The sequence below is a fragment of the Paenibacillus sp. 1781tsa1 genome, assembly GCF_024159265.1.
Classification (GTDB): domain Bacteria; phylum Bacillota; class Bacilli; order Paenibacillales; family Paenibacillaceae; genus Paenibacillus.
Window position 1 is genome coordinate 1684502 of sequence record NZ_JAMYWY010000001.1, and the last position, 23599, is coordinate 1708100.

General features: G+C 47.5%; 19 protein-coding genes. 11 read left to right on the forward strand and 8 right to left on the reverse strand.

Going from position 1 to position 23599, the window contains the following annotated elements; genetic code table 11:
- The first annotated feature begins 96 nt into the window (after positions 1-96).
- Complete coding sequence (locus NKT06_RS07430; RefSeq protein WP_253442431.1) at positions 97-1641, forward strand: cobyric acid synthase; 1545 nt, start codon at positions 97-99, stop codon at positions 1639-1641.
- A 126-nt stretch (positions 1642-1767) separates the two neighbouring features.
- On the opposite strand, the gene NKT06_RS07435 is transcribed toward NKT06_RS07430, so the two are convergent.
- Positions 1768-3468: a methyl-accepting chemotaxis protein gene (locus tag NKT06_RS07435; protein ID WP_253431991.1), complete on the reverse strand. Its 1701-nt coding sequence runs from the start codon at positions 3466-3468 to the stop codon at positions 1768-1770.
- A gap of 352 nt (positions 3469-3820) precedes the next feature.
- Here NKT06_RS07435 and NKT06_RS07440 point away from each other — a divergent pair, with 352 nt between their 5' ends.
- From NKT06_RS07440 to NKT06_RS07450, 3 genes are all read left to right on the forward strand, one after another.
- A complete protein-coding gene (locus NKT06_RS07440) occupies positions 3821-5218 on the forward strand; it encodes an L-cystine transporter (RefSeq protein ID WP_253431994.1) in 1398 nt (465 codons plus the stop codon).
- Positions 5219-5597: 379 nt separating this feature from the next.
- Positions 5598-6281, forward strand: coding sequence for a queuosine precursor transporter (locus tag NKT06_RS07445; protein WP_253431997.1), 684 nt, complete (start codon positions 5598-5600; stop codon positions 6279-6281).
- 210 nt (positions 6282-6491) lie between these two features.
- On the forward strand, positions 6492-6845 hold the full coding sequence (locus NKT06_RS07450; protein ID WP_253432000.1) for a hypothetical protein: 354 nt from the start codon (positions 6492-6494) through the stop codon (positions 6843-6845).
- A gap of 286 nt (positions 6846-7131) precedes the next feature.
- Here the strand turns inward: NKT06_RS07450 and NKT06_RS07455 are convergent, their stop codons facing one another.
- Complete coding sequence (locus NKT06_RS07455; protein ID WP_253432002.1) at positions 7132-8220, reverse strand: M24 family metallopeptidase; 1089 nt, start codon at positions 8218-8220, stop codon at positions 7132-7134.
- A gap of 260 nt (positions 8221-8480) precedes the next feature.
- On the opposite strand from NKT06_RS07455, the gene NKT06_RS07460 reads away from it, so the two are divergent.
- On the forward strand, positions 8481-9695 hold the full coding sequence (locus NKT06_RS07460; protein WP_253432007.1) for a PQQ-dependent sugar dehydrogenase: 1215 nt from the start codon (positions 8481-8483) through the stop codon (positions 9693-9695).
- Positions 9696-10308: 613 nt separating this feature from the next.
- Here NKT06_RS07460 and NKT06_RS07465 read toward each other — a convergent pair.
- Together NKT06_RS07465 and NKT06_RS07470 are read right to left on the reverse strand one after the other, a co-directional pair.
- Positions 10309-11040: an MBL fold metallo-hydrolase gene (locus NKT06_RS07465; RefSeq protein ID WP_253432010.1), complete on the reverse strand. Its 732-nt coding sequence runs from the start codon at positions 11038-11040 to the stop codon at positions 10309-10311.
- 56 nt (positions 11041-11096) lie between these two features.
- The gene (locus NKT06_RS07470) at positions 11097-11639 is read right to left on the reverse strand and encodes a hypothetical protein (RefSeq protein ID WP_253432014.1); all 543 of its coding nucleotides are present in this window, start codon (positions 11637-11639) and stop codon (positions 11097-11099) included.
- Positions 11640-11743: 104 nt separating this feature from the next.
- On the opposite strand from NKT06_RS07470, the gene NKT06_RS07475 reads away from it, so the two are divergent.
- The gene (locus NKT06_RS07475; protein ID WP_253432018.1) at positions 11744-12607 is read left to right on the forward strand and encodes an SDR family oxidoreductase; all 864 of its coding nucleotides are present in this window, start codon (positions 11744-11746) and stop codon (positions 12605-12607) included.
- A 46-nt stretch (positions 12608-12653) separates the two neighbouring features.
- Here NKT06_RS07475 and thrS read toward each other — a convergent pair whose 3' ends face one another.
- The 3 genes from thrS to NKT06_RS07490 form a co-directional block, all read right to left on the reverse strand.
- Entirely contained in the window at positions 12654-14654 is a 2001-nt protein-coding gene (gene thrS, locus NKT06_RS07480) for a threonine--tRNA ligase (RefSeq protein WP_253432021.1), read from the reverse strand.
- A gap of 472 nt (positions 14655-15126) precedes the next feature.
- Complete coding sequence (locus NKT06_RS07485; RefSeq protein ID WP_253432024.1) at positions 15127-16887, reverse strand: sensor histidine kinase; 1761 nt, start codon at positions 16885-16887, stop codon at positions 15127-15129.
- The gene (locus tag NKT06_RS07490) at positions 16884-17645 is read right to left on the reverse strand and encodes a response regulator transcription factor (protein ID WP_253432028.1); all 762 of its coding nucleotides are present in this window, start codon (positions 17643-17645) and stop codon (positions 16884-16886) included. Before NKT06_RS07490 ends, NKT06_RS07485 begins: the two co-directional genes overlap by 4 nt.
- A 220-nt stretch (positions 17646-17865) precedes the next feature.
- Here NKT06_RS07490 and NKT06_RS07495 point away from each other — a divergent pair, with 220 nt between their 5' ends.
- A complete protein-coding gene (locus NKT06_RS07495; protein WP_253432031.1) occupies positions 17866-18966 on the forward strand; it encodes a M23 family metallopeptidase in 1101 nt (366 codons plus the stop codon).
- Between the two features lie 106 nt (positions 18967-19072).
- Complete coding sequence (locus NKT06_RS07500; RefSeq protein ID WP_253432034.1) at positions 19073-19576, forward strand: GNAT family N-acetyltransferase; 504 nt, start codon at positions 19073-19075, stop codon at positions 19574-19576.
- Between the two features lie 115 nt (positions 19577-19691).
- On the opposite strand, the gene NKT06_RS07505 is transcribed toward NKT06_RS07500, so the two are convergent.
- Positions 19692-20183 (reverse strand): DinB family protein, encoded by a 492-nt coding sequence (locus NKT06_RS07505; protein WP_253432037.1) that lies wholly within the window; start codon positions 20181-20183, stop codon positions 19692-19694.
- A 288-nt stretch (positions 20184-20471) separates the two neighbouring features.
- Between NKT06_RS07505 and NKT06_RS07510 the strand changes: the two genes are divergently transcribed.
- The 3 genes from NKT06_RS07510 to NKT06_RS07520 all read left to right on the forward strand — a co-directional run bounded on the left by NKT06_RS07510 (position 20472) and on the right by NKT06_RS07520 (position 23491).
- Positions 20472-20891, forward strand: coding sequence for a hypothetical protein (locus NKT06_RS07510; protein WP_253432041.1), 420 nt, complete (start codon positions 20472-20474; stop codon positions 20889-20891).
- On the forward strand, positions 20888-22177 hold the full coding sequence (locus NKT06_RS07515) for an ammonium transporter (RefSeq protein WP_253432043.1): 1290 nt from the start codon (positions 20888-20890) through the stop codon (positions 22175-22177). Before NKT06_RS07510 ends, NKT06_RS07515 begins: the two co-directional genes overlap by 4 nt.
- 372 nt (positions 22178-22549) lie before the next feature.
- Complete coding sequence (locus tag NKT06_RS07520; protein ID WP_253432045.1) at positions 22550-23491, forward strand: DUF1963 domain-containing protein; 942 nt, start codon at positions 22550-22552, stop codon at positions 23489-23491.
- The last annotated feature ends 108 nt before the right edge of the window (positions 23492-23599 follow it).

Below are 23599 nucleotides of genomic sequence, written 5' to 3' on the forward strand. Positions count from 1 at the left end.
TTACGCATAAGGTTGGGAGCAAGGGGATCTGGATATAACACGGAGACAGGGGGAGAGCGCGTGGAAGATAGGCCATCACAACCAGCGGCGGTACTGATGCTGCAAGGAACGGCTTCCGATGTAGGCAAAAGTGTCATCACAACGGCATTGTGCCGGATTTTTAAACAGGATGGCTTCAAGCCAGCCCCGTTCAAGTCACAGAATATGGCACTGAATTCCTATGTGACGGAAGATGGCAAGGAGATTGGTCGGGCCCAGGGGGCACAGGCGGAAGCCTGCGGTATTGAGGCGACAACCGACATGAACCCGATCCTGATCAAGCCGGTGCGGGACATGCATTCGCAGATCGTGGTACACGGTGTACCTTTTGCCCAGATGAGTGCTTCGGACTACCGTCAGCATTTCCTGCCTGAAGCAAAACAGACGGTTATGGATGCCTTGAACCGGCTACGGGATACCTATGATATTGTGCTGATGGAAGGAGCGGGCAGTCCTGCCGAGATCAATCTGAAGGATCGGGATATCGTCAATATGAATCTGGCAGGTTGGGCTGATGCACCGGTAATTCTGATCTCTGATATTGATCGGGGCGGGGTATTTGCTTCCATCGTTGGCACTTTGGAGCTGTTAGAGCCGCATGAGGTCCAGCGTGTGAAGGGGTTTATCATCAACAAGTTTCGCGGTGATCTGTCCCTGTTGCAGCCCGGTCTAGACTGGCTTGAAGAACGGACAGGCATACCCGTTCTGGGTGTATTGCCTTACATAAGAGATATTCAGATTGAAGCAGAGGATTCAGTGGTATTGGACTCCATGCGTCATGGGAAATCCGGCAAAACGGAGCTGGATCTGGCGGTGATCCGATATCCGCGAATTTCCAACTTTACAGATTTCGATGCACTTTCCCGTGAACCGGATGTGAATGTACGTTACGTGACAACTCCAGAGGAATTGGGCAGTCCGGATGCCATTCTTCTACCGGGTACGAAGGATACGATAGGTGATCTGGCATTTCTGCGTGAGTCTGGTCTGGAGCAGGCGATTGCCAGTCAGACCGAGCGTGAGCATGTTCAGCTCGTAGGCATATGTGGCGGATACCAGATGCTGGGACGTCATCTGAAGGACCCGTTCGCTGTGGAAGCGAATCAGATCCAGGAAGCGAAAGGGCTTGGTTGGCTCCCGCTATCAACAACGTTTCTTCAGAACAAGCAGACCGTCAGAGCTTCCGGACGGGTGCAGCCTAATCACCCAATTCGTCTGCATGGTGAGCGAGATGTAACAGATGCTTCATTACCTATTAACGGATATGAGATTCATATGGGCGTTACAGAGTGCCATGAGCCTGAACGTGTAACCACGTTGTTTGAAATCTCACATCCAGGTGGGCAACCTTTCCAAGAGGGCTGGGGCTCAGCGGATGGCAGCGTGTGGGGAACCTACCTGCATGGTTTGTTTGAAAGTGATCTATTCCGCCGTTCGTGGCTTAATGGTTTGCGTGCAGGAAAGGGACTGGCTCCACTTCAGGAGACATACAGTGCGCATGAACGTAAAGAGATGGAGTTCGATCGGGTAGCCGAATCATTGCGTTCGGCATTGGATATGAAGCGCGTGTACGAGATTATGGGTGTTCAGTCACCGGAGTGAAACAACAATACCCCCATGTCCGACAAACCGTTCTTTGGAAACGGAATGTTAGCGGCATGGGGGTATTGTATATCCTATGATTCAATGAGGTTTAAATCAGGTGATGATGGGTTAATGGTATACCTGTTAGTTTATTTTGAATTTCTTCATGGCGGATTGCAGCTCTACAGCTTGTTCATGCAGATGGCGAACCGTATTCGAATGTGAATCCATCTCGCTAAGCTGAAGATCTGCTGTTGATGCAATCTGTAACATGCTCTCACGGGATTTGGACGTAATCTGTGCCGTTTCTTCAACGGACGCACTCACTTCTTCTGCACCAGCGGATACTTGTTGTGTCGAAGCAGAGACGGTCTGAATGGTCAGGTTGACGTTCTGGATCAATTCATTCAGTTGCTGGAAGGCTGAGCCTGCTTGTTGAACGACAGTTGTACCTGAACCAATCTCCTGGGTTACACGGTTCATGGCATCAACGGAACGTTCAGCGTCTTCTCGAATGGTGCCCAAATAATCCGAGATTTCCTCTGTGGCTGTCTTGGATTGTTCGGCAAGTTTGCGAACTTCTCCAGCAACGACAGCGAATCCGCGGCCATGCTCTCCTGCACGTGCTGCTTCAATGGATGCGTTAAGTGAAAGCATGTTTATTTGTTTGGTGATCTCAAAAATGGAAGCTACAATGGTGCCTACGGCTACCGAACGTTCATTCATGGTCTCCACATACCGCAGTGATTCACTTGCTGTCTGGCCTACACGTTCCATCTGCTCAACGGCATTCTGAGCCAGTCGGTTACCATTAACTGCTTCATTGGCTGCTTCCCCAATCTGCTCGGATACTTCGGCAGAAGATGAAGCGATATGCATGATGCCCTGCGTAATTTCCTCCATGGCTCTGGCGTTCTCGGATGCGCTTGACGCAATGCTGATGCTGCCTTTCTCTGCATCTTCAGCGGAGCGGCTGGAGTTCCGTACCATACCGGACATCGATTCGACCCGTTGAAGCAAGTCATTGGAGCCTGACACCACTTCATTGGACGTGGACAAGGCGCGGCTGATCATTTCTTTCAGATTATGTGTCATCGTCTGGAAGCTTGAAGCGAGCTGGGCAATTTCATCTTTACCTTTGATCTGGAGTTCAGCGGTCAGGTCACCTTGAGATATTTGTTTACTATGTTGGACAAGCTTGATGATCGGTTTGGTTACTCTTTTGATCATACTAGTGGAGATAAGCCAGCCGAGCACAAAGACTAATGCTGTAATCCCAAGACATAGCCAGAAAATCTGGGTAATCTTATCCTGAATGAATTGGGCATCCATGCTTACAGCCATAATCATGTTACTTCCTGCAATTGGAATGAATGCTGCCTTATGTACACCGAAGGAATCGGAATAGACTTCGCTGATTACCATTTCTTTGCTCTCGATGGCTGTATTCATTGCTGGCTCTACGGTGATATCATCCTGGGCTTTCATACCTGAGGAAGAGTTGGCCACAACAACTTTGGCTGAGCCATCCTGGATGGCGACAACGTAAGCTGCATCCAGATTATGTTCTTTTGCTTTATCTGCCAGATACGATTCCACGGTCATGGCAGCACCTTCAGAACCGGCTCCGCCACTCTGTACCTGTAGGATTTTGGATGCCGAAGTGTTCTTGTATATATCCTGAATGGACGTGTTTAGGACTTTGTCGAACTGCGGGAGAACGTAACTTTGAATAATATTCATCGATACGGCATAGAAACTAATACTGAACAACAGGGAAGCAACCAGCAGAACGAGGAACAAGGTGCCTCTGATTTTACCGGCAACGGTGCGATTACGAAACATATGATCATCCTTTCACGTCAAGTTCATTAACATTGTCGCTTTTCCGTACTCATAAGACCTATCTACCAATGAAGAAAGACCTAAATTATAGGTTGAGAAAACTTGGGAATAAGCGGATATACCTATATTACAAAATTAACCGGAGGTTGAATAGAACAATTTTCACGAATTGGTGTATTTTTTTCAGAAATAGATGAATCTGTTACATGCATATTACATAATATCAATTAATACCTACCAGAATAGTTTGTTATGTGGTATATTGTAAAATGTCTTTGTCGGAAGTACAAAAGATAATAGAGAAAATCGGATATGTTCCGGTTACACACATACCTGAGGAGGATTTAAAGAAATGGATACTTTTCTAATCATATTGAATGTAGTGGTTATGCTTGCTTTACTTGGCATCCTCTACTGGATGCAGAAAAAGCATATCTCCTTTACGAAACGCGTATTTGCGGGTCTTGGACTGGGGGTTGTGTACGGAGTTATTCTTCAATTGGTGTACACATCAGGTTCTGATGTCGTTACGAAATCAGTCGATTGGTTCAATCTGGTCGGTTCAGGATATGTTCGTTTGTTGCAAATGGTCGTGATTCCATTGATCATGGTGTCGATCATCTCAGCCATCATGAATCTGAAAGGCAAGCAAAATCTCGGCAAGATGAGTGTTTCCATTATTGCCATTCTGTTGATCACCACAGCGATTGCCGCAGGGGTCAGCATTGTGACCAGTCTGGGCTTCAACCTGACTTCTATTGAGATTCAAGGAGGAGACCGGGAGAATGCGCAGATTCAGAAGGTGGAAGAACGGCTTGTTGATGTGAAGGATCAGACCATCCCGCAGCAAGTGCTGGAATTCATTCCTTCGAATCCATTTGCAGATATGACAGGAGAACGTCGTACATCCACACTGGCGGTGGTTATCTTCTCCGCGTTTATCGGTGTAGCTGTACTTGGACTGGATCGCAAAAAACCTCAGCAGGCGGAAACGTTCCGAGGTATGGTTAATGCGGTATATGCGGTGGTTATGCGAATTGTTACACTGGTGCTGAGGCTTACGCCTTACGGGATTTTAGCACTGATTACAAAGGTAACGGCGACGACCAATGCGGAAGAGATATTAAAGCTCATCAAATTCGTAATTGCGTCTTATATCGCGCTGGCGATCATGTTTATTATTCATTTGATCATTATCTCTCTGTCCGGCTTCAACCCGATTACGTATTTGAAGAAGGTGTTGCCAACACTGGTATTTGCCTTTACGTCCCGTTCAAGTGCAGCGGCGATCCCGCTAAATGTGGAGACACAGACGAAGAAACTCGGCGTATCGGACGGTATTGCAAATCTGTCTGCAAGCTTTGGGGCTACAATTGGGCAAAACGGCTGCGCCGGGATCTATCCGGCCATGCTGGCGGTGATGATTGCTCCGACGGTCGGCATCGACCCGCTGAGCTGGGACTTCATTGTGACTTTGATCCTCGTAGTCATGATCAGTTCGTTTGGAGTAGCTGGCGTTGGCGGCGGGGCAACCTTCGCTTCCCTGATCGTATTGTCCACCATGAATCTGCCTGTGGCTCTGGTTGGACTGCTCATTTCCGTGGAGCCGCTGATCGACATGGGTCGTACAGCGCTTAACGTGAACGGGTCCATGACTTCAGGACTCGTAACCAGCAAGATTTTGAAAGAAAACGATCGGGACACGTTTAACGATTTGAGCCGTGAGCTGGATTCTGCGGCTCAGGCTTAATACAGAATGGATTAGATAGAAGCTCACATTAAGATAGCTAGAGCCGTCTACAAATCAAGTGGGAAAAGCCGTCCTTCGGAGGAATCCGGAGGGCGGTTTTTTTGCGGCAATCGCATCATCAAACCTGTGCATGTTGTGTGAAGCCTTCTACTTTTTGATACTCGTGGTAAGAGAGAGGGAGGCAGGAAAAGCGTAGTATTGTTCAGAGGAATACGTGAGGAATATAGCAAGGATCGTAGTCACTCACGCACACTTGGAGTTATTTAGTTCTGTTCATGGGACGAGAAATGTGATAGAGTATTCATGTTTTGGCCCTGAGCCAAACCGCGGTTCGTAACCATCCCGCGTAATCAAAACTAGGAAGGCAGTGTATGTATTTATGTTTAACTTAGGGTGGGGAGCGGTTTTCGTTCTCGTAACTTATGGATTTTTCCTGCTGTGTTACCGCTTGTTCGGTAAAAAAGGTCTCTATGCCTGGATTGGTGTGGCTACGGTTATAGCCAACATTCAGGTGACCAAAACGATAGATATTATGGGGATTGTACTGACGTTAGGCAACACGATGTATGTCAGCATGTATCTGACCAGTGACCTTCTTAATGAGAAATGTGGACCAGGTGAGGCACGCAAAGCGGTATGGTTCGGGTTTTTCACGCTCATCATGACAACGGTGTTGATGCAGATGGTGTTGTACTTTGACCCGGCACCGACGGACTTTGCACAGGATTCGATGAAAGCATTATTTGGTCTGCTGCCACGTCTGGCACTCGGAAGTCTGACAGCGTACTTCATCAGTCAGTTCCTGGATGTACGATTATACTCCTGGCTGCGCAAGGTGGCCCCTGGACGCAATCAGTTGTGGATTCGTACCAACGGTAGTTCGATCATCAGTTCATTTGTAGATACACTGGTGTTCTGCACGATCGCGTTTGCGTTCATCTATCCTTGGGATGTTTGGCTGGAAATCTTCCTGACGACGTATATTATCAAATTTGTATTAACTGCGGTCGGAACGCCGTTTCTGTATGCTGCACGTAGCTTTAAGTTTAAGGATGAAGCTTAGACAACAATCAAAGAATATCACTTAAAATCACCCTCTGCGCAGTCCATTGTAATTTGGACTCTGCAAGGGGATTTTTTTTATAAAAACACATGTCCCCGAAACAAGGAAAACCCTTTTTACATTTTTATGAAAAAGTTATAATATAAACGACCTGTCGTTATGAGCGTGTATCATTAGCCAACGATGATTTCAACCAAAGGGGAATCGCATATGTACTCTACACTGCGTTATACACTGGAAAGCAATGGCACAACCTACGAGAATGATAGCATTAATGCCTCGTTATTGGTGGAGTTGATCACCAATCTGGAATTGCAGGACTACGTAGTACTTGCACCTTCGGAGCTGGTGGAGGGAAGCATGTATATGCAGGCCGCTGCGCTTGAGGAACCAGGGCAAATGGTGGCGGAGATTCGTTTGCAGGAAGGGGAGGACGGTTTCCGGCATTACAGCTACAGCACAGCAGATCCGACTGCAATTATTCAATGGGTTCTGGATTATTGGGGGAAGCAACAGCTGCCACAGCTGGAATCCTGGCAGGATATCACGCATGAGTTTAACTGATGGTAATTGAGTGAGCAGGAATAAGACACGTAGAATACAGACGGAGTAATTTAGGATATGCTTCGTAATAATTAAAATCCCGCAACCCATGATATTCATGGATTTGCGGGATTTTTGCGTTCGCGTGTGTACTTGCTACTTTTTCTGTATACAGGACTGAGGCGTACGGGAAAGGAGTATATTTTGAAGATACAGTTCAGCACAGTTTCGTACAGTTTAGTTCATGATAGATAATATCGGCTGAGCATTGATGGATATGGTGTTTTGGATTTAGATCACAATTGGACTAGTCGGTAAGGATTCGCAGTTCTTTTGGATATGTTGTCAGAACTTCGACACCTGTCTCGGTCACAATCACATCATCTTCGATACGAACGCCGCCTGCTGCGGTATATATGCCCGGTTCAATCGTGAATACGGTACCTTCATTCAGGATGTCCATATTCTCTCCATGGAGGGAAGGATACTCATGTACGTCGATACCCAATCCATGTCCTACTCTATGCATAAAGCGTTCGCCGTATCCGGCTTCTTCCGTGACCTGACGTGCCGCACGATCCACTTCGGCGCAGGTGATACCTGGTTTTACGATTTGGATGGCAGCTTCGTTCGCTGCGAGTACAGTGTTATAGATGGTTTTGAGTTCAGGTGAGATGTCTCCAAAGGCGAATGTACGCGTGATATCCGAGGCATATCCGCCAGCATATACACCCATATCAAACATCAACAGGTCACCATGTTGCAGTTTCCGTTCACCTGGTGTCCCGTGTGGCAGACCTGTTTTGGGTCCCGTGAGCACCATGGTATCAAAGGAAGGGCCGTCAGCGCCCAACTTTTTCATCTGATACTCCATCTCGGCGACAAGTTCGATCTCGGTTACGCCTGTGCGAACATGAGAGAGGCCTTGACGCAATGTTTCTTCGATCAAATGAATGGCGTGGCGAATGCGGGCGACCTCATCTGGTGTTTTTTTCACACGTAATGTGCGAAGCAGGGGGCCAACATCTTCAAAGCTGGCAGCACCCAGCGCGGCGGTCAGTTGCTCATAACGTGCGACTGTCACATATTCTTTTTCGAGACCTACTCGGCCCAAGCGCCCCTGATAACGATCAAACAAAGCATACGGATTATCCGTATCCGTGTGAGTCGCAATGTTGGAGACCGAGGAAGCGGCTGCGGCAGCTTCAGCGTCTAGGGCGGGTACAATCAACAAGGGCTCTTCGCCGCGTGCGAGAACCAGACCGAGGAAGCGTTCATGCGGATTGCTCGCAAATCCAGTTAAATAGTAGATATGTTTCGGATCTGTGATCAGCATGGCGTCCAATCCTTGCCCGGACAGATCGGCTTCAAGACGAGATAAAGGGTTTTGATTCATAAGTGTAGTTGTCCACCTTTCCATTCATACTATCTTTCTATTATAAAAGAATATGATGGAATTCCAAACTGCAGTGATTTCATGTCCTCGGAATCCCTTAAATTCTTGGTTTGAGCGGCTGGTGTGAAGGGTAATACAGGGCGAAACCGCTGTACATGAATAATAGTGCGACAACTATAGAGAACAATATGTTAACAATACATTGAAGCTGGGCTTATTTAATGGATACAAAAGATCGAGATGCGAAGGGAGATGTAATCATGAATAATCGAGGAACCGTTCCACTGTATGCTTCATTATTGAGTGTGGCACTGTTAACAGCATCATGCTCTTCAGCCGACCCCTCTGTTGGTGGAACAGAGCAGACGTCGTCTCAGGGTCAGGGAACCGGTCAGGGACATACAGCTAATGGAGGCAATACCGGTACGAGTGGAACTGAGAGTGGAGCGCAGGGAGAGGCGGTTATTCCGTATAAAGCTTCCGTTATGGTTGAAGGACTGAATGCACCATGGGAGATTGTAAGTGTGCCTGATGGTCGGATGTTTGTAACGGAACGCCCTGGTGCAATTCGGATTATTAAGGATGGGATACTAGCCCCTGAACCACTGATTGAATTCTCAGCACCGTTTAATGAAGAAGGTGAAGGAGGTCTGTTGGGTCTTGCGGCTGATCCGGACTTTGAGGAGAACGGTTACTTGTATGCGTACCACTCCTATCTGGAAGGCGACGACATTGCCAATCGGGTGTTACGCCTCAAGGTGAATGATGCGAAAGCGGTCATAGATCAAGAGTTGCTTGGTAACATTCCAGGCGGAACAAATCATAACGGTGGGCGGATCAAAATTGGCCCGGACAAGTTGCTCTATATCACAACAGGTGAGCGGTATGAACCGGAATTGTCCCAGAACAAAGATAGCCTTGGAGGTAAAATATTGCGGATAGGTCTCGACGGATCGATCCCGGCAGACAACCCATGGCCGAGTTCACCCGTATACAGTATGGGACACCGCAACGCACAGGGACTGGCCTGGAACCCGGACAACGGTTACCTCTATGCAACTGAGCATGGTCAGCGTAATCATGATGAGATCAACCGGATTGTGGCCGGGGAGAATTATGGCTGGCCCGAGGTGGAGGGAGACGACGATGACAATGGCGCATATCTGGCTCCGCTTGCACATAGTGGGAATGATACATGGGCGCCGTCTGGTGTAGCTTTTGTTGAAGAAGGGCCTTGGGCCGGCTCGCTGATTGCCGCGAATCTGCGTGGTGAACAGTTGCTGAAGATCACTCTTTCGGAAGATGGCACACAGGTGGAGCAGATGGAACCGATCTTCGAAGATGAATGGGGGCGAATTCGTAATGTGAGTGCTGGCGAGGATGGAAAGTTATACGTGCTTACAAACAATCGGGATGGACGAGGATCGCCACGGGATGGGGATGACAAGCTGATTGTACTTACTCCGGAGAGTTAAATTATTCTAACGAACCTGACGCACCTTAAATAGAGGTTTAATGGCGTTTGTAGAATGTAACGAACCTCAGCCACGTTATATCGCCAAAATTCACTCGAAACCTGTGGGAAAATCAACGAAATGAGTAAATAAGGTGTATGGAGTTCATTAGAAAATCTTGATACTCAAAATACTGCGTATAGGGTGTCTGAGATTCATTACAAAACAACGATAGCGTATAGAGTGTGCCCAATTCATTAAAGGTGGAACTCTGTCAAAAACTCAGACACTTACGTTACGGATTTTTTTGGTGAATTGTTTTGCAAAAGGGCAAGGGAAGATACTGTGCATATACGTGGTGAAATATAGCGGTGAAATATAAGATACTACATGCAAACCGTGCGCAAGAGGTAGCTAGCATATGGTCAACACCAGTGCAGTAGTAGAATGCGTGGTGAATTAATCAAAGGAGCTGTCCCGTCAAATTCATGACTTATGGGACAGCTCCTTGATTGTAATAGATGTGTCATCCTAATCCTGAATGTGGCACAACATAGGGTTGCCACACTAAGTTATCAAACATTATGAGGATGCGTTGTCGTTCCAAAAACACTCACAGCTCCGCGTTCTTTATTTATTCTGCGCTCTCCGCAAGTGTGACAATACGCTGAGCCGGATCATTAGTGTACTCCCCGCCGTGATAACAGAGAACCTTATTGAGCGTAAGGTCTGTCAGTTTCTTCAGGCTTCGAAGTGCTTCAGGCATGTCCGGTGTCGCAGGTGGCGCAGGGCCAACGAGTTCATCATCAACCACACGAAGTTCATCGGCAGCAAGCAGGAACTGCTGCTCTCCGAAATACAAGCAGATATGACCTGGGGTATGTCCAGGTGTATGAATGACTTGTGTGCCTCCTTGCAGAGGTAACAGGTCTCCGTCTGCTAGCGTTCTGCTGATGTTCACTTCGGGCAGCTGCAGGAGCAATTGGTCTGCCAGTGCCAGAACGGGTGCTGGAAGCAGAGCACGACGTTCAGGCGTGAACTTGATCAAAGGTTTTTCACCTGTTAGATATGGAATCTCATCGGCATGTGCCCAGATTTCCAGATCGGGGATAGCATCCAGAAGAGCGCCCAGATTACCGATATGATCGATGTCCTGATGTGTAATAATCACACGTTTGACGTCCGAGAGTTGTACGCCCTCGTGTTCCAATGCGGATTGAAGTTCAGCAAATTGGCCAATCATGCCCGTATCCACCAAGGTAACACCATCTTCATCACGAAGCATGACGGGGAATATGGGGCTGTTCCCGGAAGGTGTGGGAATCTGGAGATTTAGCACAGTAATCGAATGGGTTGGTTGGCTCATGATGATCCGGACCGTAGTCCGGTACACCTCCTTTTCTTTTTTAGCGATAATTGTTGTTATTCAGGGCGATTATATTTTAAGTGTTTTCTATATTTTTTGACCGTATGGAGCAGTGATTCGAACGTTTCTTCTTCATTACTGCCATCCTTAACGATGGAGACAAACGAGAAGTTATCATGAACAAGTTTGTTTCTTGTCTGAAACACCAGACCAAGGGCTTCAGCGAAGTGTTCTTTTTCGGATTCCAGAGCAATGAACTCTTTACTCAGTTCAGCTTGAATGATCTCCATGTTGGAGCGTGCCCGATAGGCAGGAGTTTTCATCAGCTGGGTCGAATTAAACTTTTTCTGATATACGTGTCTGTACAGTTGATGTAACATTTGTTCAATAATGGCACATAGTTCGATGACCAGTGAAGCATATCTTCGGTTTTTGCGTTTTCGGGTGAGCTCACGTGTTTCTTCTTTGTCCAAAATACCGTATTTTTCATACAGCGTAGTGTCAACGTTCTGCAAGATTTCCTGATATTCCTGTTCGAGTAGTGCGATTTCAAGTTTGGCTTGTTTTTTAACCTTTTTAAAATCTTCTTTGGTCAGCATACTTGTCCTCCCATGGAAACCGAGATGTGATCCTATCATTATCTCATATTGTCCGTCGTCGCGCCTCTAATTTCGGAACCTCAGGTTCAGAAGGGAAGTACTTCATGTCCAATCAGACAGCAATTGTAACAGGAGCCAACTCAGGTATGGGGTTGGCAACCACCATTGAACTTGCAAGACAAGGATATCGCGTAATTATGGCATGCCGCAGTGAGAAACGCGGACAGGAGGCTCTTCAGGAAGCTGTGCGTCAGTCTGGCTCTTCTGCCATTGAATTAATGCTGTGTGACCTGGGTTCACTCGAAAGTATACGCCAGTTTGCCCGCACATTCCGCGAGCGTCATGATCGCCTTGACGTTCTGGTGAATAATGCGGGGGTGGTGATGGTCAAACGGAAGGAAACCTCAGACGGGTTTGAACAGAGTATCGGCATTAACCATCTGGGGCATTTCCTGCTGACCTTACTTTTGATCGAACCACTGAAAGCTGCAACACAGGGACGGATTGTGAACGTGTCGTCAGGTGCGTACAAGGCCGGCAAAATTCACTTCGAAGATCCACATCTGCACAAAGGTTATAATCCAATCAAAAGCTACGCCCAATCCAAATTGGCTAATGTGCTGTTCACTCGTGCATTGGCTCGCAAACTGTCAGGTACGTCTGTCACAGTGAACTGTCTACACCCTGGTGCGGTGGGAACGAGCATTGGCGTAGACCGCAATACCGGATTTGGCACACGCATTATGGCGTTTGCAGGCAAACTTCCATTTTTTCTGTCCCCTGAAGAAGGGGCGCGAACGGCTGTTTATCTGGCTACAAGCCCTGAAGTCGTCGGCATCACCGGGCGTTACTTCTATCAGCAGAAAGAGCAGCAGCTGAAGGCGCATGCCGTTGATGATGCTTCAGCTGAGCGTTTCTGGACGTGGAGCGAAGAACAGGTTGGGCTGAAGCCTGACGAGAAGTTGTAATTTAACACAAGCTGATGATTGACCATAGAGTAGAGCCGCTACTTTTTTATACTTTTGCCTTCACAGCATGTTGGATCATTTCAATAACAGCTTCAATACGTTGGATGCCTTGATCTCCCTGACCGTATACACGGACAGAGGCGGATGAGGCATTTTTCTCGTTCTCACCAAGCACGAGTGAATAAGGCACTTTTTCCATCTGGGCTTCACGGATTTTGTATCCAAGTTTCTCACTTCGTAGATCTGTTTCGACCCGAATGCCCGCAGCCCGGAGCTGGCTCTGTACTTGGAGCGCATAATCTGCGTAATGATCCGATACAGGCAGCAGCTTCACTTGCACGGGTGCAAGCCAGAGTGGGAACGCTCCTGCGTAGTGTTCAGTCAGGATACCGATGAAACGATCGATGGAACCGTAGATGGCACGATGGATCACGACAGGACGGTGTTTCAGGCTATCCTCGCCAATGTAAGTGAGGTCGAATTTCTCCGGCATTTGAAAGTCAAGCTGGATTGTTCCGCACTGCCAGCTGCGCTTCAACGCATCGAGGATATGAAAGTCAATTTTCGGTCCATAAAAGGCGCCGTCTCCTTCGTTAATGCGATACTCCACACCTCGGCGATCCAGTACATTTTGCAATGCACGTTCCGCCTGATCCCACAGCTCTTCCGATCCCATGGAATCTTCCGGTCGAGTGGACAACTCAATCTTATATTCGAATCCAAAGATATCGTACATACGTCCAATCAGTGAGATCGCCTGATTAATCTCGTCCTCGATCTGCTCTGGCATGACATAGAGATGGGCATCATCCTGGCAGAATGTCCGCACACGCATCATGCCGTTTAGGGCACCTGAGAATTCATGACGGTGAACCTGACCAAATTCCATCATGCGAATCGGTAATTCGCGATAGGAATGGAGTGTATTTTTGAAGATCAGCATGTGCCCGGGACAGTTCATCGGTTTCAGTGCAAACGTTGCATCGTCCACTTCCGAAAAATACATGTTGTCCTTGTAATGCTCCCAATGGCCAGATTGCTCCCACAGCCGGTTGTTCATCATGAGAGGCGTCCGAACTTCCTGATAACCTTCCTGTAATTGCAGCTCACGCGAGAATTGCTCCAGTTCAGTACGAACAGTCATGCCTTTAGGCAGATAGAAGGGCATGCCGGGCGCTTCTTCGGAGAACATGAATAGTTCAAGCTCTTTACCGAGTTTACGGTGATCCCGTTTTTTCGCTTCTTCGAGCATGTGCAGATGTTCATCCAGCTGGGCTTTGTTCGGGAAAGCAGTGCCGTAGATACGTTGCAGCATTTTATTATCCGAATTGCCGCGCCAGTACGCACCAGCCACATTCAGCAGCTTGAACGCTTTGATCCGACCCGTGGATGGAAGATGGGGACCACGACACAGATCGAAGAACTCTCCTTGATCATAGATCGAAAGCTCGGCGTCTTCTGGCAAATCCTGAATGAGTTCAAGCTTATAAGGGTCCTGGATTTCTCCGAAGATACGGAGGGCTTCCTCCCGGCTAACGACTCGACGACTGATTTTATGATTCTCCTGAATGATTTTGTTCATTTCTCGCTCAATAGCGGCCAGATCACTGATGGACAGGGCATGCTCCAGATCAACATCGTAATAGAATCCATCTTCAATGACTGGGCCGATACCCAGTTTCACTTGTTCTGCACCGTAGATGCGTTTGAGCGCCTGTGCGAGCACATGTGCTGCGCTGTGACGGTAACGATACAGACCTTCCACGCTGTCCAAAGTAACGATAACGAGTTCGCAATCTTGCTTGAGCACCCAATCGAGATCGACATTCTGACCATCTACAATACCGCCGATCGCCTGTTTCCCTAGACTTGTGCTGATGGATGAGGCAACTGCCCCTACAGTGATGCCAGCGTTGTAAGAACGTACTGCTCCACCTTGCAGACGGACCTCAATGGAATGACTGGATGGTTGCAGATCATTTGCTTGGTTGTTTATTTCGTTAACTGATTTGTTGCTTGCTGAGTTACTGTTTTCTTGTTTGCTCATGTGAACCACTCTCCATTTCATCAAATGAAAGCGCAAAAAACACCCGTCCCGGAAAAGGGACGAGTGCGCTTGGCTCGTGGTTCCACCCTAATTTTGGTTATGGTGCACCCTGATCTCGGCCAGCCGCCGGAACAGAAAACATCATAACCCTCATTGGAATCCGTTATCGGGGATCAGGCGGTGAACTCTACTGGCAGCAAGCCGAACATCCGAGGGAAGTTCGAAATGCTGAGGTTCGAGGTCACGGCTGCAGAGGGGTAATTCCGGTCCGTTCGCTGAAGAAGGTTTCACCAATCCCCTCTCTCTCTGGGCAGCACGCAAACGAAATCATGTCTCTGGTCATCGCCAAATATGTTAGATCAACTCATTAAAGTTATCCTGAAATGTGTTGCATTCAATATCAATATATTGGAACAGGTGTTATTGAGTGTCGATTATATAGACTGAAAATGGAAAGGTCAAGCGGAACATTTTAATTTGTTTCGGACGGCCCATCCCATATTAAGCGAATGATCGTTCCTTCACCAGGGGTGGACTGTACCTCAATACGACCATTCATGGCTTCAATCAAACCTTTGGTTACCGCCATGCCCAGCCCTGATCCAACATCCGACGTACCTGTATCTGTACCGCGATAGTATCGTTCAAATAACTTCCATACCGTCTCGGGGTCCATGCCTCGTCCATTATCGGCAAACTGAATGCTGAATGCATCTGCGTGTTCACCAGAATGCACACTGACAACCAGGATGGACTCGGGCGGATTATGAAGAAGGGCATTAGCGGTCAGATTATCCACAATTCGTTCAAACGACGGAATATGGACAAGCCCATACACAGGCACTTCAGAAGGTTGGAATACGATGCGACCTTCCCCATATGCTGGATTCCGTTCAGCGCGCTGGATCAGATCATGGAGTAACGTATTTACGTCAGTCTCTTCCACCGCAGGTTGATATCCTCCACTGCGTAATCGATAGGTCATGGCAAGGTCGTTGACAAGCCTGTCCATATACATGGACTTATCCAGCATTATACCTGCGAATTCCCTGACTTCCTCCGTGGTCCAGCTATATTTGTCAGCCTCAAGCATATGGGCATAACCCTGGATGGAGGATAGGGGTGTTTTCAGATCATGTGTTATGCCAGCAATCCATTCTTCCCGCAAGGATTCGGTCTGTTTGCGGAGTTCTTCATCTTGCTTCAATGTGTGAGACAGGGCCTGCATGGAGCGAAGCACTTCAGCATACACGTTGTATTTTCGCTTCCACTTTCCGTTACGACGCTGACTGCGAGGCACTCCGAAGGCTCCGGTAGGTTCCTCGTAATGTCCTCGTTCCAGACGCTGTAACCATTGGAGCATATGCAGCATGGGTGAGCCGAATCGGTTGGCATACCAAAAGGCGAGTAGGCTAATCAAAATGACAACGGACAGGAGCAGGACGAGGAGAGCGGGTGCTAATATGAATTTATATGGATTCTCATTTCCTGACGCAGATGGGTCTACAGGTATGCTAATCATCCAGGTTGTGCCGTTCTGTTCGTCGTAAAAAGTTGCGCTCGATATTCCATACCGATTGGGATAACGAATACGTAATACCAGTTCCTGAATGTCATAACTGCTGGAGACGCCTATGGCGGGTTTGTTAAAGGAAGCCAGTTCTTGGCCGTAAGCGTCCAAAACTTGCAGATAGGCGCCTTTCGAGCGAATCGCATCCTGTTGTTGGGGCTGGAGAACCAGCTCTCCATTGGTGTAATAACTGTTTTGACGGACTTGATTAAGTAAGGACTCGGCCTGATTGCGCTCGCCGTACAGCAAGGTGAAATTCTGTCCCTCTTTCTCCCGAATCTGAATGATGATCTGGTACGGGAAGGGCTCTGTGGCATCCCAATAAGCGATCAACTCGCCGGGCTTGTATTGTTTGGGGACATCGGGTGGTGTATTAAAGTCGTCAATGACGTAGCCCTTCTTATCCAGAACCTGCAACCATCCCTGGTTATGTTTAACCTGCTCCAGCAGCTTGGGATCATAACGTACCGTGCCATCGGGCAACATCTCTGCGGTATTGATTAATTGCTCCAGTCCGCTTGTAGCGAAGTCATCCACCAGCATGACTTCATTTACCCTTTGAATGACCCAATAGGTAGCCGCAGAACCCAACAGGATAATAAGGACAACTATACCGGCAAGCATCCCGACAAACCGGGTCATCAATCTGCGACGAATACTCATGGGAGTGACACATGTTCCGGCTGAATGAGCTTGTATCCCAGACCTCGGACGTTAACGAGATACACTGGATTGGAAGGATCGGCTTCAATGCGCTCCCGAATGCGGTGAATATGAACCATCACGGTATTGTCATCACTAATGGCTTCTGAGCCCCAGACCCGCTCATATAGATCAGACTTGGTGAAGATGCGATTGGGATGTTTGCAGAAAAAGAGCAGTAGTTGAAACACAAGCGCCGGACAGGATACGGATTCTCCTTCAACTCGAAGCTCACCAGCCCATTCCAGCACCTGGAATCGTCCAAAGTCGTACACGCCTTCCGGCATGCTGGAAGATGACGTATTTACGTTGGATGAGCTGAGTTCCGAGATTGCTGCTGTTTTTGAAGGTAAATAACGCTTCAGTAATGATTTAATTCGAGCAACGACTTCCAGAGGATTAAAGGGTTTGGCGACATAATCGTCGCCACCAACGGCGAACCCGGTTAATTTGTCATAATCCGTTGTTTTGGCTGTTAGAAATAGGATGGGCGCATCGGTGACCTGCCGTAAAAAAGGACAGATTTCCAGCCCGCTTTTGCCAGGAAGCATGATGTCGAGCACAATGCAATGATATGTCTTGTTGTTGCAAGCCTCAATGGCAGCTTCGCCTGTTGTAACGGTATCAATATCGAGAAACTGCTCTTTGAGCAGAACGGTTTTGAGCATATGCAGAATAGCTTGTTCATCATCCACAAGCAGTATTGAGACGTTTTCCATAGTTAAAACATGACCTCCTGGTACTTCCGTTGTGTGTATTAATAATCATACCATCCTATGGGGCTGTATAGCTTACAAGCTATCTTAACGGAATCTTAATTATACAGCGTTAGAGGGTGTTGCAAGTTTAACTACATGTAAGATGGGGTTAGACGAAGGATAAGACTCATTCTGTACACTTAACTGGAAAGTATAACGATTAGCAGAAGGGATGTTGAGAATGAACAGAGAAGGTCATGTGAAATCAGAACAACATACACATTCGAAATTACAGAATAAAAGGGGCTGGAAGATGCTTGCGATTACCCTTGGAGCTTGCGTGATATTGTCTGCTTGCGGCAACGGCAACTCCATTACTTCCGACCAGGCGGAGCAGCAGTCAGCCGAACAGTCGTCCAATAATGAAGCGAGCGAGAACTCCAATCAGGAGCAGAACTCCAATTCAGAGGTGAGCGCGGTGGTTACACCGGACAATTTCATAGATACGTTGATGAAAGGTTCAAAGGATGTAATCTATAATCAATTCTCTCCGGAATTAAAGGGGACGTTAACGCTTGAGCAGTTCAAAACGACCGCTGATCCTTTTCTGGAGGGTGTTGAATCATGGGAGCAAGTGGTAGACGCCAAAATGAATCAAATATCCGAGGTGGCCTGGAAGGATCAGACTGGGACCAAAGGGATTCGAGCCTATTTTTCCGAAGAAAATCAAATTGAGGGTCTGTCGATCCAACCGCTGCAAGCTCATGAGGACACGGATGCCAAATTCACCAAAACCGAATTTCAATTCCCGATGAAGGGAGAATGGTATGTATTCTGGGGAGGTAATGATGTGTTGTCGAACTATCATTATGAGCATGAAACGCAGCGCTATGCGTTGGATATCATTCGGGCTAAAGAAGGTTTCAGTTATAACGGGGATGCCAAGGTGAACGATAGCTACCATGCTTTTGGTGAACCGCTCTATGCTGCTGCGGATGGAACCGTCGTTGAAATCAAGAACGATATACCGGACAATGTACCGGGTGTGATGAATCCGGAAGAGCCGGCGGGTAACTATGTAGTAATCGACCATGACAACGGTGAATACAGCATCACAGCACATATCAAGAAAGGCAGTGTTTCGGTCAAAAAAGGAGATAAGCTCAAGCAGGGGGACCTCATCGGTGAGCTGGGCAATTCGGGTAACTCCAGTGAAGCCCATCTGCACTTCCAGGTATCGGACGGCCCGGATCTGTTCACATCTCATTCAATGAACATTCGCTGGGCGGACCAGAGTCAGCAGTTAACTCGTGGCAACACAATTCAGGGAAGGGCAGAGTGATGCTGGAGTATTTCTCTGTCAGAATGTAAGGGATGACGAAGGCTTCTATTTTCCATTATAATATCCTCTATGATATAGAACGATCTGGAATAATGGAGGAGTATAGATGAAGCTGGAAGATGTGCAGATTGAATATGCGCGCCTGGAGGACTTACCGAGGATTGTAGAAATTTATAATTCCACCATTGAGAGCCGTATGGTAACAGCGGATTTGGAACCAGTGACAGTGGAGCAACGTCTTCCGTGGTTCGAGGACCATTCACCGGATCATCGTCCTCTTTGGGTGATGAAGCAGGCAGGTCATGTGGTAGCTTGGGCAAGTCTCAGCTCGTTCTATGGACGCCCTGCGTATAATGGAACGGTGGAAGTCAGTGTATACGTGGATCAGCAATGCCGCGGAATTGGGGCGGGTGGACGTTTGCTTGAAACGGTATTTGCGGCTTGTCCTGCACTTGAAATTACGACCATTCTCGGATTTGTCTTCGGGCATAATGAACCGAGTCTGGGATTGTTGCGCAAGCATGGTTTTGAACAGTGGGGATATTATCCCGAAGTGGCCGTGCTGGATGGTGAGAATAGAGATCTGGCGATATTGGGCAAAAAAATATAAGTGTCGTTTTTATTAGGAACATAAGAACGCTAAAGAAGACCTCCAACCCATTTTATAGGATTGGAGGTTTTTTGTCGTACATATATTCTTCGCTATGTGAAAGTGCAGGCTGTACTTATACGCCAAGCTGATGCTTAATCTCTTGAATCTGTCCCAGATGACGTTCCTCATGATAACTTGCGAAGTCAATCCATTGGGTAAGATCCATCTCACCGAATACGGGATGAGGAAAGGACTTGCTGCGCAGCAAGTCAGGATCATGATCCAATGCAAAGTTATTTAACGCTTGGTGAGATTCGTCCAGATCGGTGCGTACGTCTGCGAGTGCTTCAGGTGCTGCTGGAGGCTGAAGATGGGGTGGTGCCTCGACGGAGCGGCTGCGGTCCAACGATAATTCATATGGTTTTTTGTCCACAGCCACCGTCTGTTCCTTCTCAAGTGCAAGGCGGGCTTGTTTTCCAATTACATTTTCCATCAGATTCAGATGACGGAGTACTTGCATAATACTCCATTGTTTGGGTGAAGGCTTCTGGTTCAATTGTTCTTCTTCGAGTCCTGAGACGGCTTCCCAGATTTGGTCGCGTATATCATCATTACGAGTAAACATCGTGTAATCCTCTCCTTAAAGGTACAGTTTCTGTGATGAGGGTAGTCTGTGTATGTTCATTACCCCAAATGTGGATGCTTATTCTATAAGCATAGGGAATGGAATGAGTAAATGCGAATCCAGGCAAGATTAGCCTTGTTAGATGTAATCTGTGTCAAATAAAAAAAAGCCGTTCTCTATGAACGGTTCATTTCAATTCATACAAAGTCCAAAAAAAGATTGACGGGCAGACCCCGGCAAACTATAATCGGTACAAGTAACTTGATATGTAAGGAGTCCTGACATGATATGTTAGTAATCGACGAGGTTTATCACCAGACAGCATTGCAAATATCATCGTCCGATTTATTGTACCTTATCGAACGGATGAAGGTCAAAAAAGAAAATGAGATTCAAACGCTTAAGCAGAAGATCGAACAGTTCGAACAAAAGCGTCGAGCGGAAGAGGTCGCTTATCAATCGTTGTCGACCGTGCGCAAATGGTTTGCGGGACGCCCTGCAACCCATCATCAGGCGGTGGAATATATGGTTCAGGTGAAGGAACGTTTTCGCAAGATGGAACAGATTCGCAGACGTATACGTGAATTGGATCAGATCGCAGAACGAATCAAGCATCCGGACAGCATTGAGCGGGACGAGATTGAGCTTGCGCCCGATACCATCCGTGAGCTCAGACAGCTTAGTGAAACGGAGGATGTACAAGCATGACTTTGGAGACGTTAAGCACCGGGATCGATACGGTCTGGGTCGTACTGAGTGCAGCGATGATATTATTGATGGAGGGTGGATTCGCCCTGCTCGAGGCTGGCTTTGTGCGTTATAAAAATAGTGTGAACATTATTATGAAGGTTTTTGCTGACATTACGATTGGAACGTTGCTGTTTTATGCCATCGGTTTTGGACTGATGTATGGTTCGGACGTTGGCGGTTTTGCGGGAGTAACAGGATTTTTCCTGAATGGGGATTTGTCTCACCTGGACGTACCGGTATCGCTGGAGACATTCTGGTTGTTCCAGGCTGCCTTTACCATTGCCGTTATTTCCATCGTTTCAGGAGCGGTAGCCGAGCGGATCAACTTCCGTGCCTATCTTCTGTATATCATATTAATGACGGCGATCATCTATCCAATTGGTGGACACTGGGCATGGGGCGGTGGTTGGCTTAGTCAGCTGGGAATGCAGGACTTTGCCGGTTCGGCTGTCATCCATGCACTTGGTGGATTCTCGGCACTGGCTGCTGCGATTATTATTGGTCCACGTAAAGGCAAATACACGCCACTTGGCGTAAGTGCCATTGCACTCCCGAGCAATCTGCCACTGGCATCTGTAGGTGCATTTCTATTATGGTTCGGCTGGTTTGGCTTCAATGCTGGTAGTACACTCAGCGCCACGGATGTAAGAATTGGTCACATTGCGATTGTTACGATGTTATCCGCGGCCTCCGGTGGTGCAGTTACGTTGCTGTACACGTTATTCCGCTTCAATCGTTCAGATGCACCTTCGGTCATTAACGGTTCGCTTGCGGGACTGGTCGGAATTACAGCAGGTTGTGCTTTTGTTGGCGATGTAGCAGCAATATTCATTGGGGCCGTATCCGGCTTATTGATGATGGCAGCCACCAACTGGCTAGACCGTCGACAGATTGATGATCCGGTTGGTGCTTTCCCGGTGCATGCCGCATCCGGAATGTGGGGCACGATTGCTGTAGGTCTGTTTGCCACGGATGGTGGATTATTCATGGGCGGCGGCTGGAGGTTGCTGGGTGTTCAGGCGCTTGGCCTTACAGCCCTGGTCATCTGGGGATTCGCCATGACCTGGTTCGGGTTAAAGTTAATTGGCAAAATTGTGCCTGTACGTTCGACAGAGGAAGAGGAAGATCTGGGTCTGGATATCAGCTATCATGGGGTGATGGCAGCCCATCAGGCCCATGAATTCCTGGACGGTGAGGAGCATATGCGTGCTTACCAGGAAAAGTCTTCTGATCCAAATCGTTAAATGGAATATAGGGTGAAGAAGTAGACTGACAAGGAATGTCAGTCTCTTTTTTCTATATAAATTGAACTACTCATTTACACGAGAACGTAGAGGACAGAAAGAACCTGAAGAAGCGAAGCTAAAAGCTTTCTGCAAGAAAGCTGCATCCGAAGCATACGCTATCCCCGGATTTTTACCTTTGCAAAGGTGAATCTAAAAAATTCTGGGTATAACAGCGATCGGAAGGTTGTTCTGTCATCGGAGTGGTAAGTGTAAAATATTCTTAAGTTCAATTTATATAGAAGCAGGGAAAGACGACTGGGCGGAAGAATATACAGGTGTGAACCTGAATATGTCTCAGCATAGGTGTATTGTCAAAAGGGGAGGATCTATATGATTAAGCCAGAACAATGTGAACGTCTGACCAGAAAAGCCCGTAAAACACTTGAGGAATATGGTTTGGGAGTTGCTGCCGATCTGCTGTTGTCCTCAAGCCGCTGGGGAATTCGCCTCGATGTATCCACACTGGACGAATATCGCAGAACAGGAAACTCACGTGTGGGTGGACATCCGGATTTGCCGAGTCGTATGGAGTGGCCCGTAACACAAGAAGGAGTTCCGATGACTTTCCTGGCCCAGTTGAACCTGGTGGATCTGTCGCCGTATACGCCGAATGATGGGCGCGGGACTTTGTCTGAACGCGGAATGTTATACTTTTTCGTTGGCACGGATGAATCTGCTAGTCCCATTGAACATCGTGTGATTTTTGAGCCGAGTTCTCATAACCTGATAAGGCGAGAGCCTGAAGGTGATACCGCGCTGGATGGAGCACCCTTTGTTGCACATTCGGTGACTGTGTTGCCTAATCTTGAGTTTCCTACATATGCTTATATTGATGCCGCCGCGCTGAACGAGCTCTCGCCAGCTCTGCTGACCGATGAGACCGAAGCGGAAGTAATAAGTCTGTATGACCGATACCTTGAATTCGAGTCGAGCTGGAATCATCCAAGTACGCTGAATTGGGGTGGTATGTTTGGATATCCTGACGGGCAGCATCCGGATGCCGAGCATCGGGCATTGTTACAGATCGAACTGGGAGAAGAGTACGATTATAATGAGCAGGCGTGTGAGAAGAAGCTGACCAAGTATTACGGTGGAGATGAGGATTGGACTAGGCAGGAACTATCCGATACGCTGCTGCTGTTGAAGATAGATACACATGATGCCATAGGTTTTCAATGGTGGGATTGCGGGGAACTGCAATTTTTCATTCGCAAGTCTGACTTGGAGGCTGGACGGTTCGAACATACGTATTGTTCGTTATACTCAAGTTGAACAAAGATTTGAACTCATATAAGCAACAAAATGTCCCGAATCCCGTCTATAAGAAGGAGGAAGGACTTTTTTGTTCGTAGTTTGTTATATAAATTGAACTAAAGAATA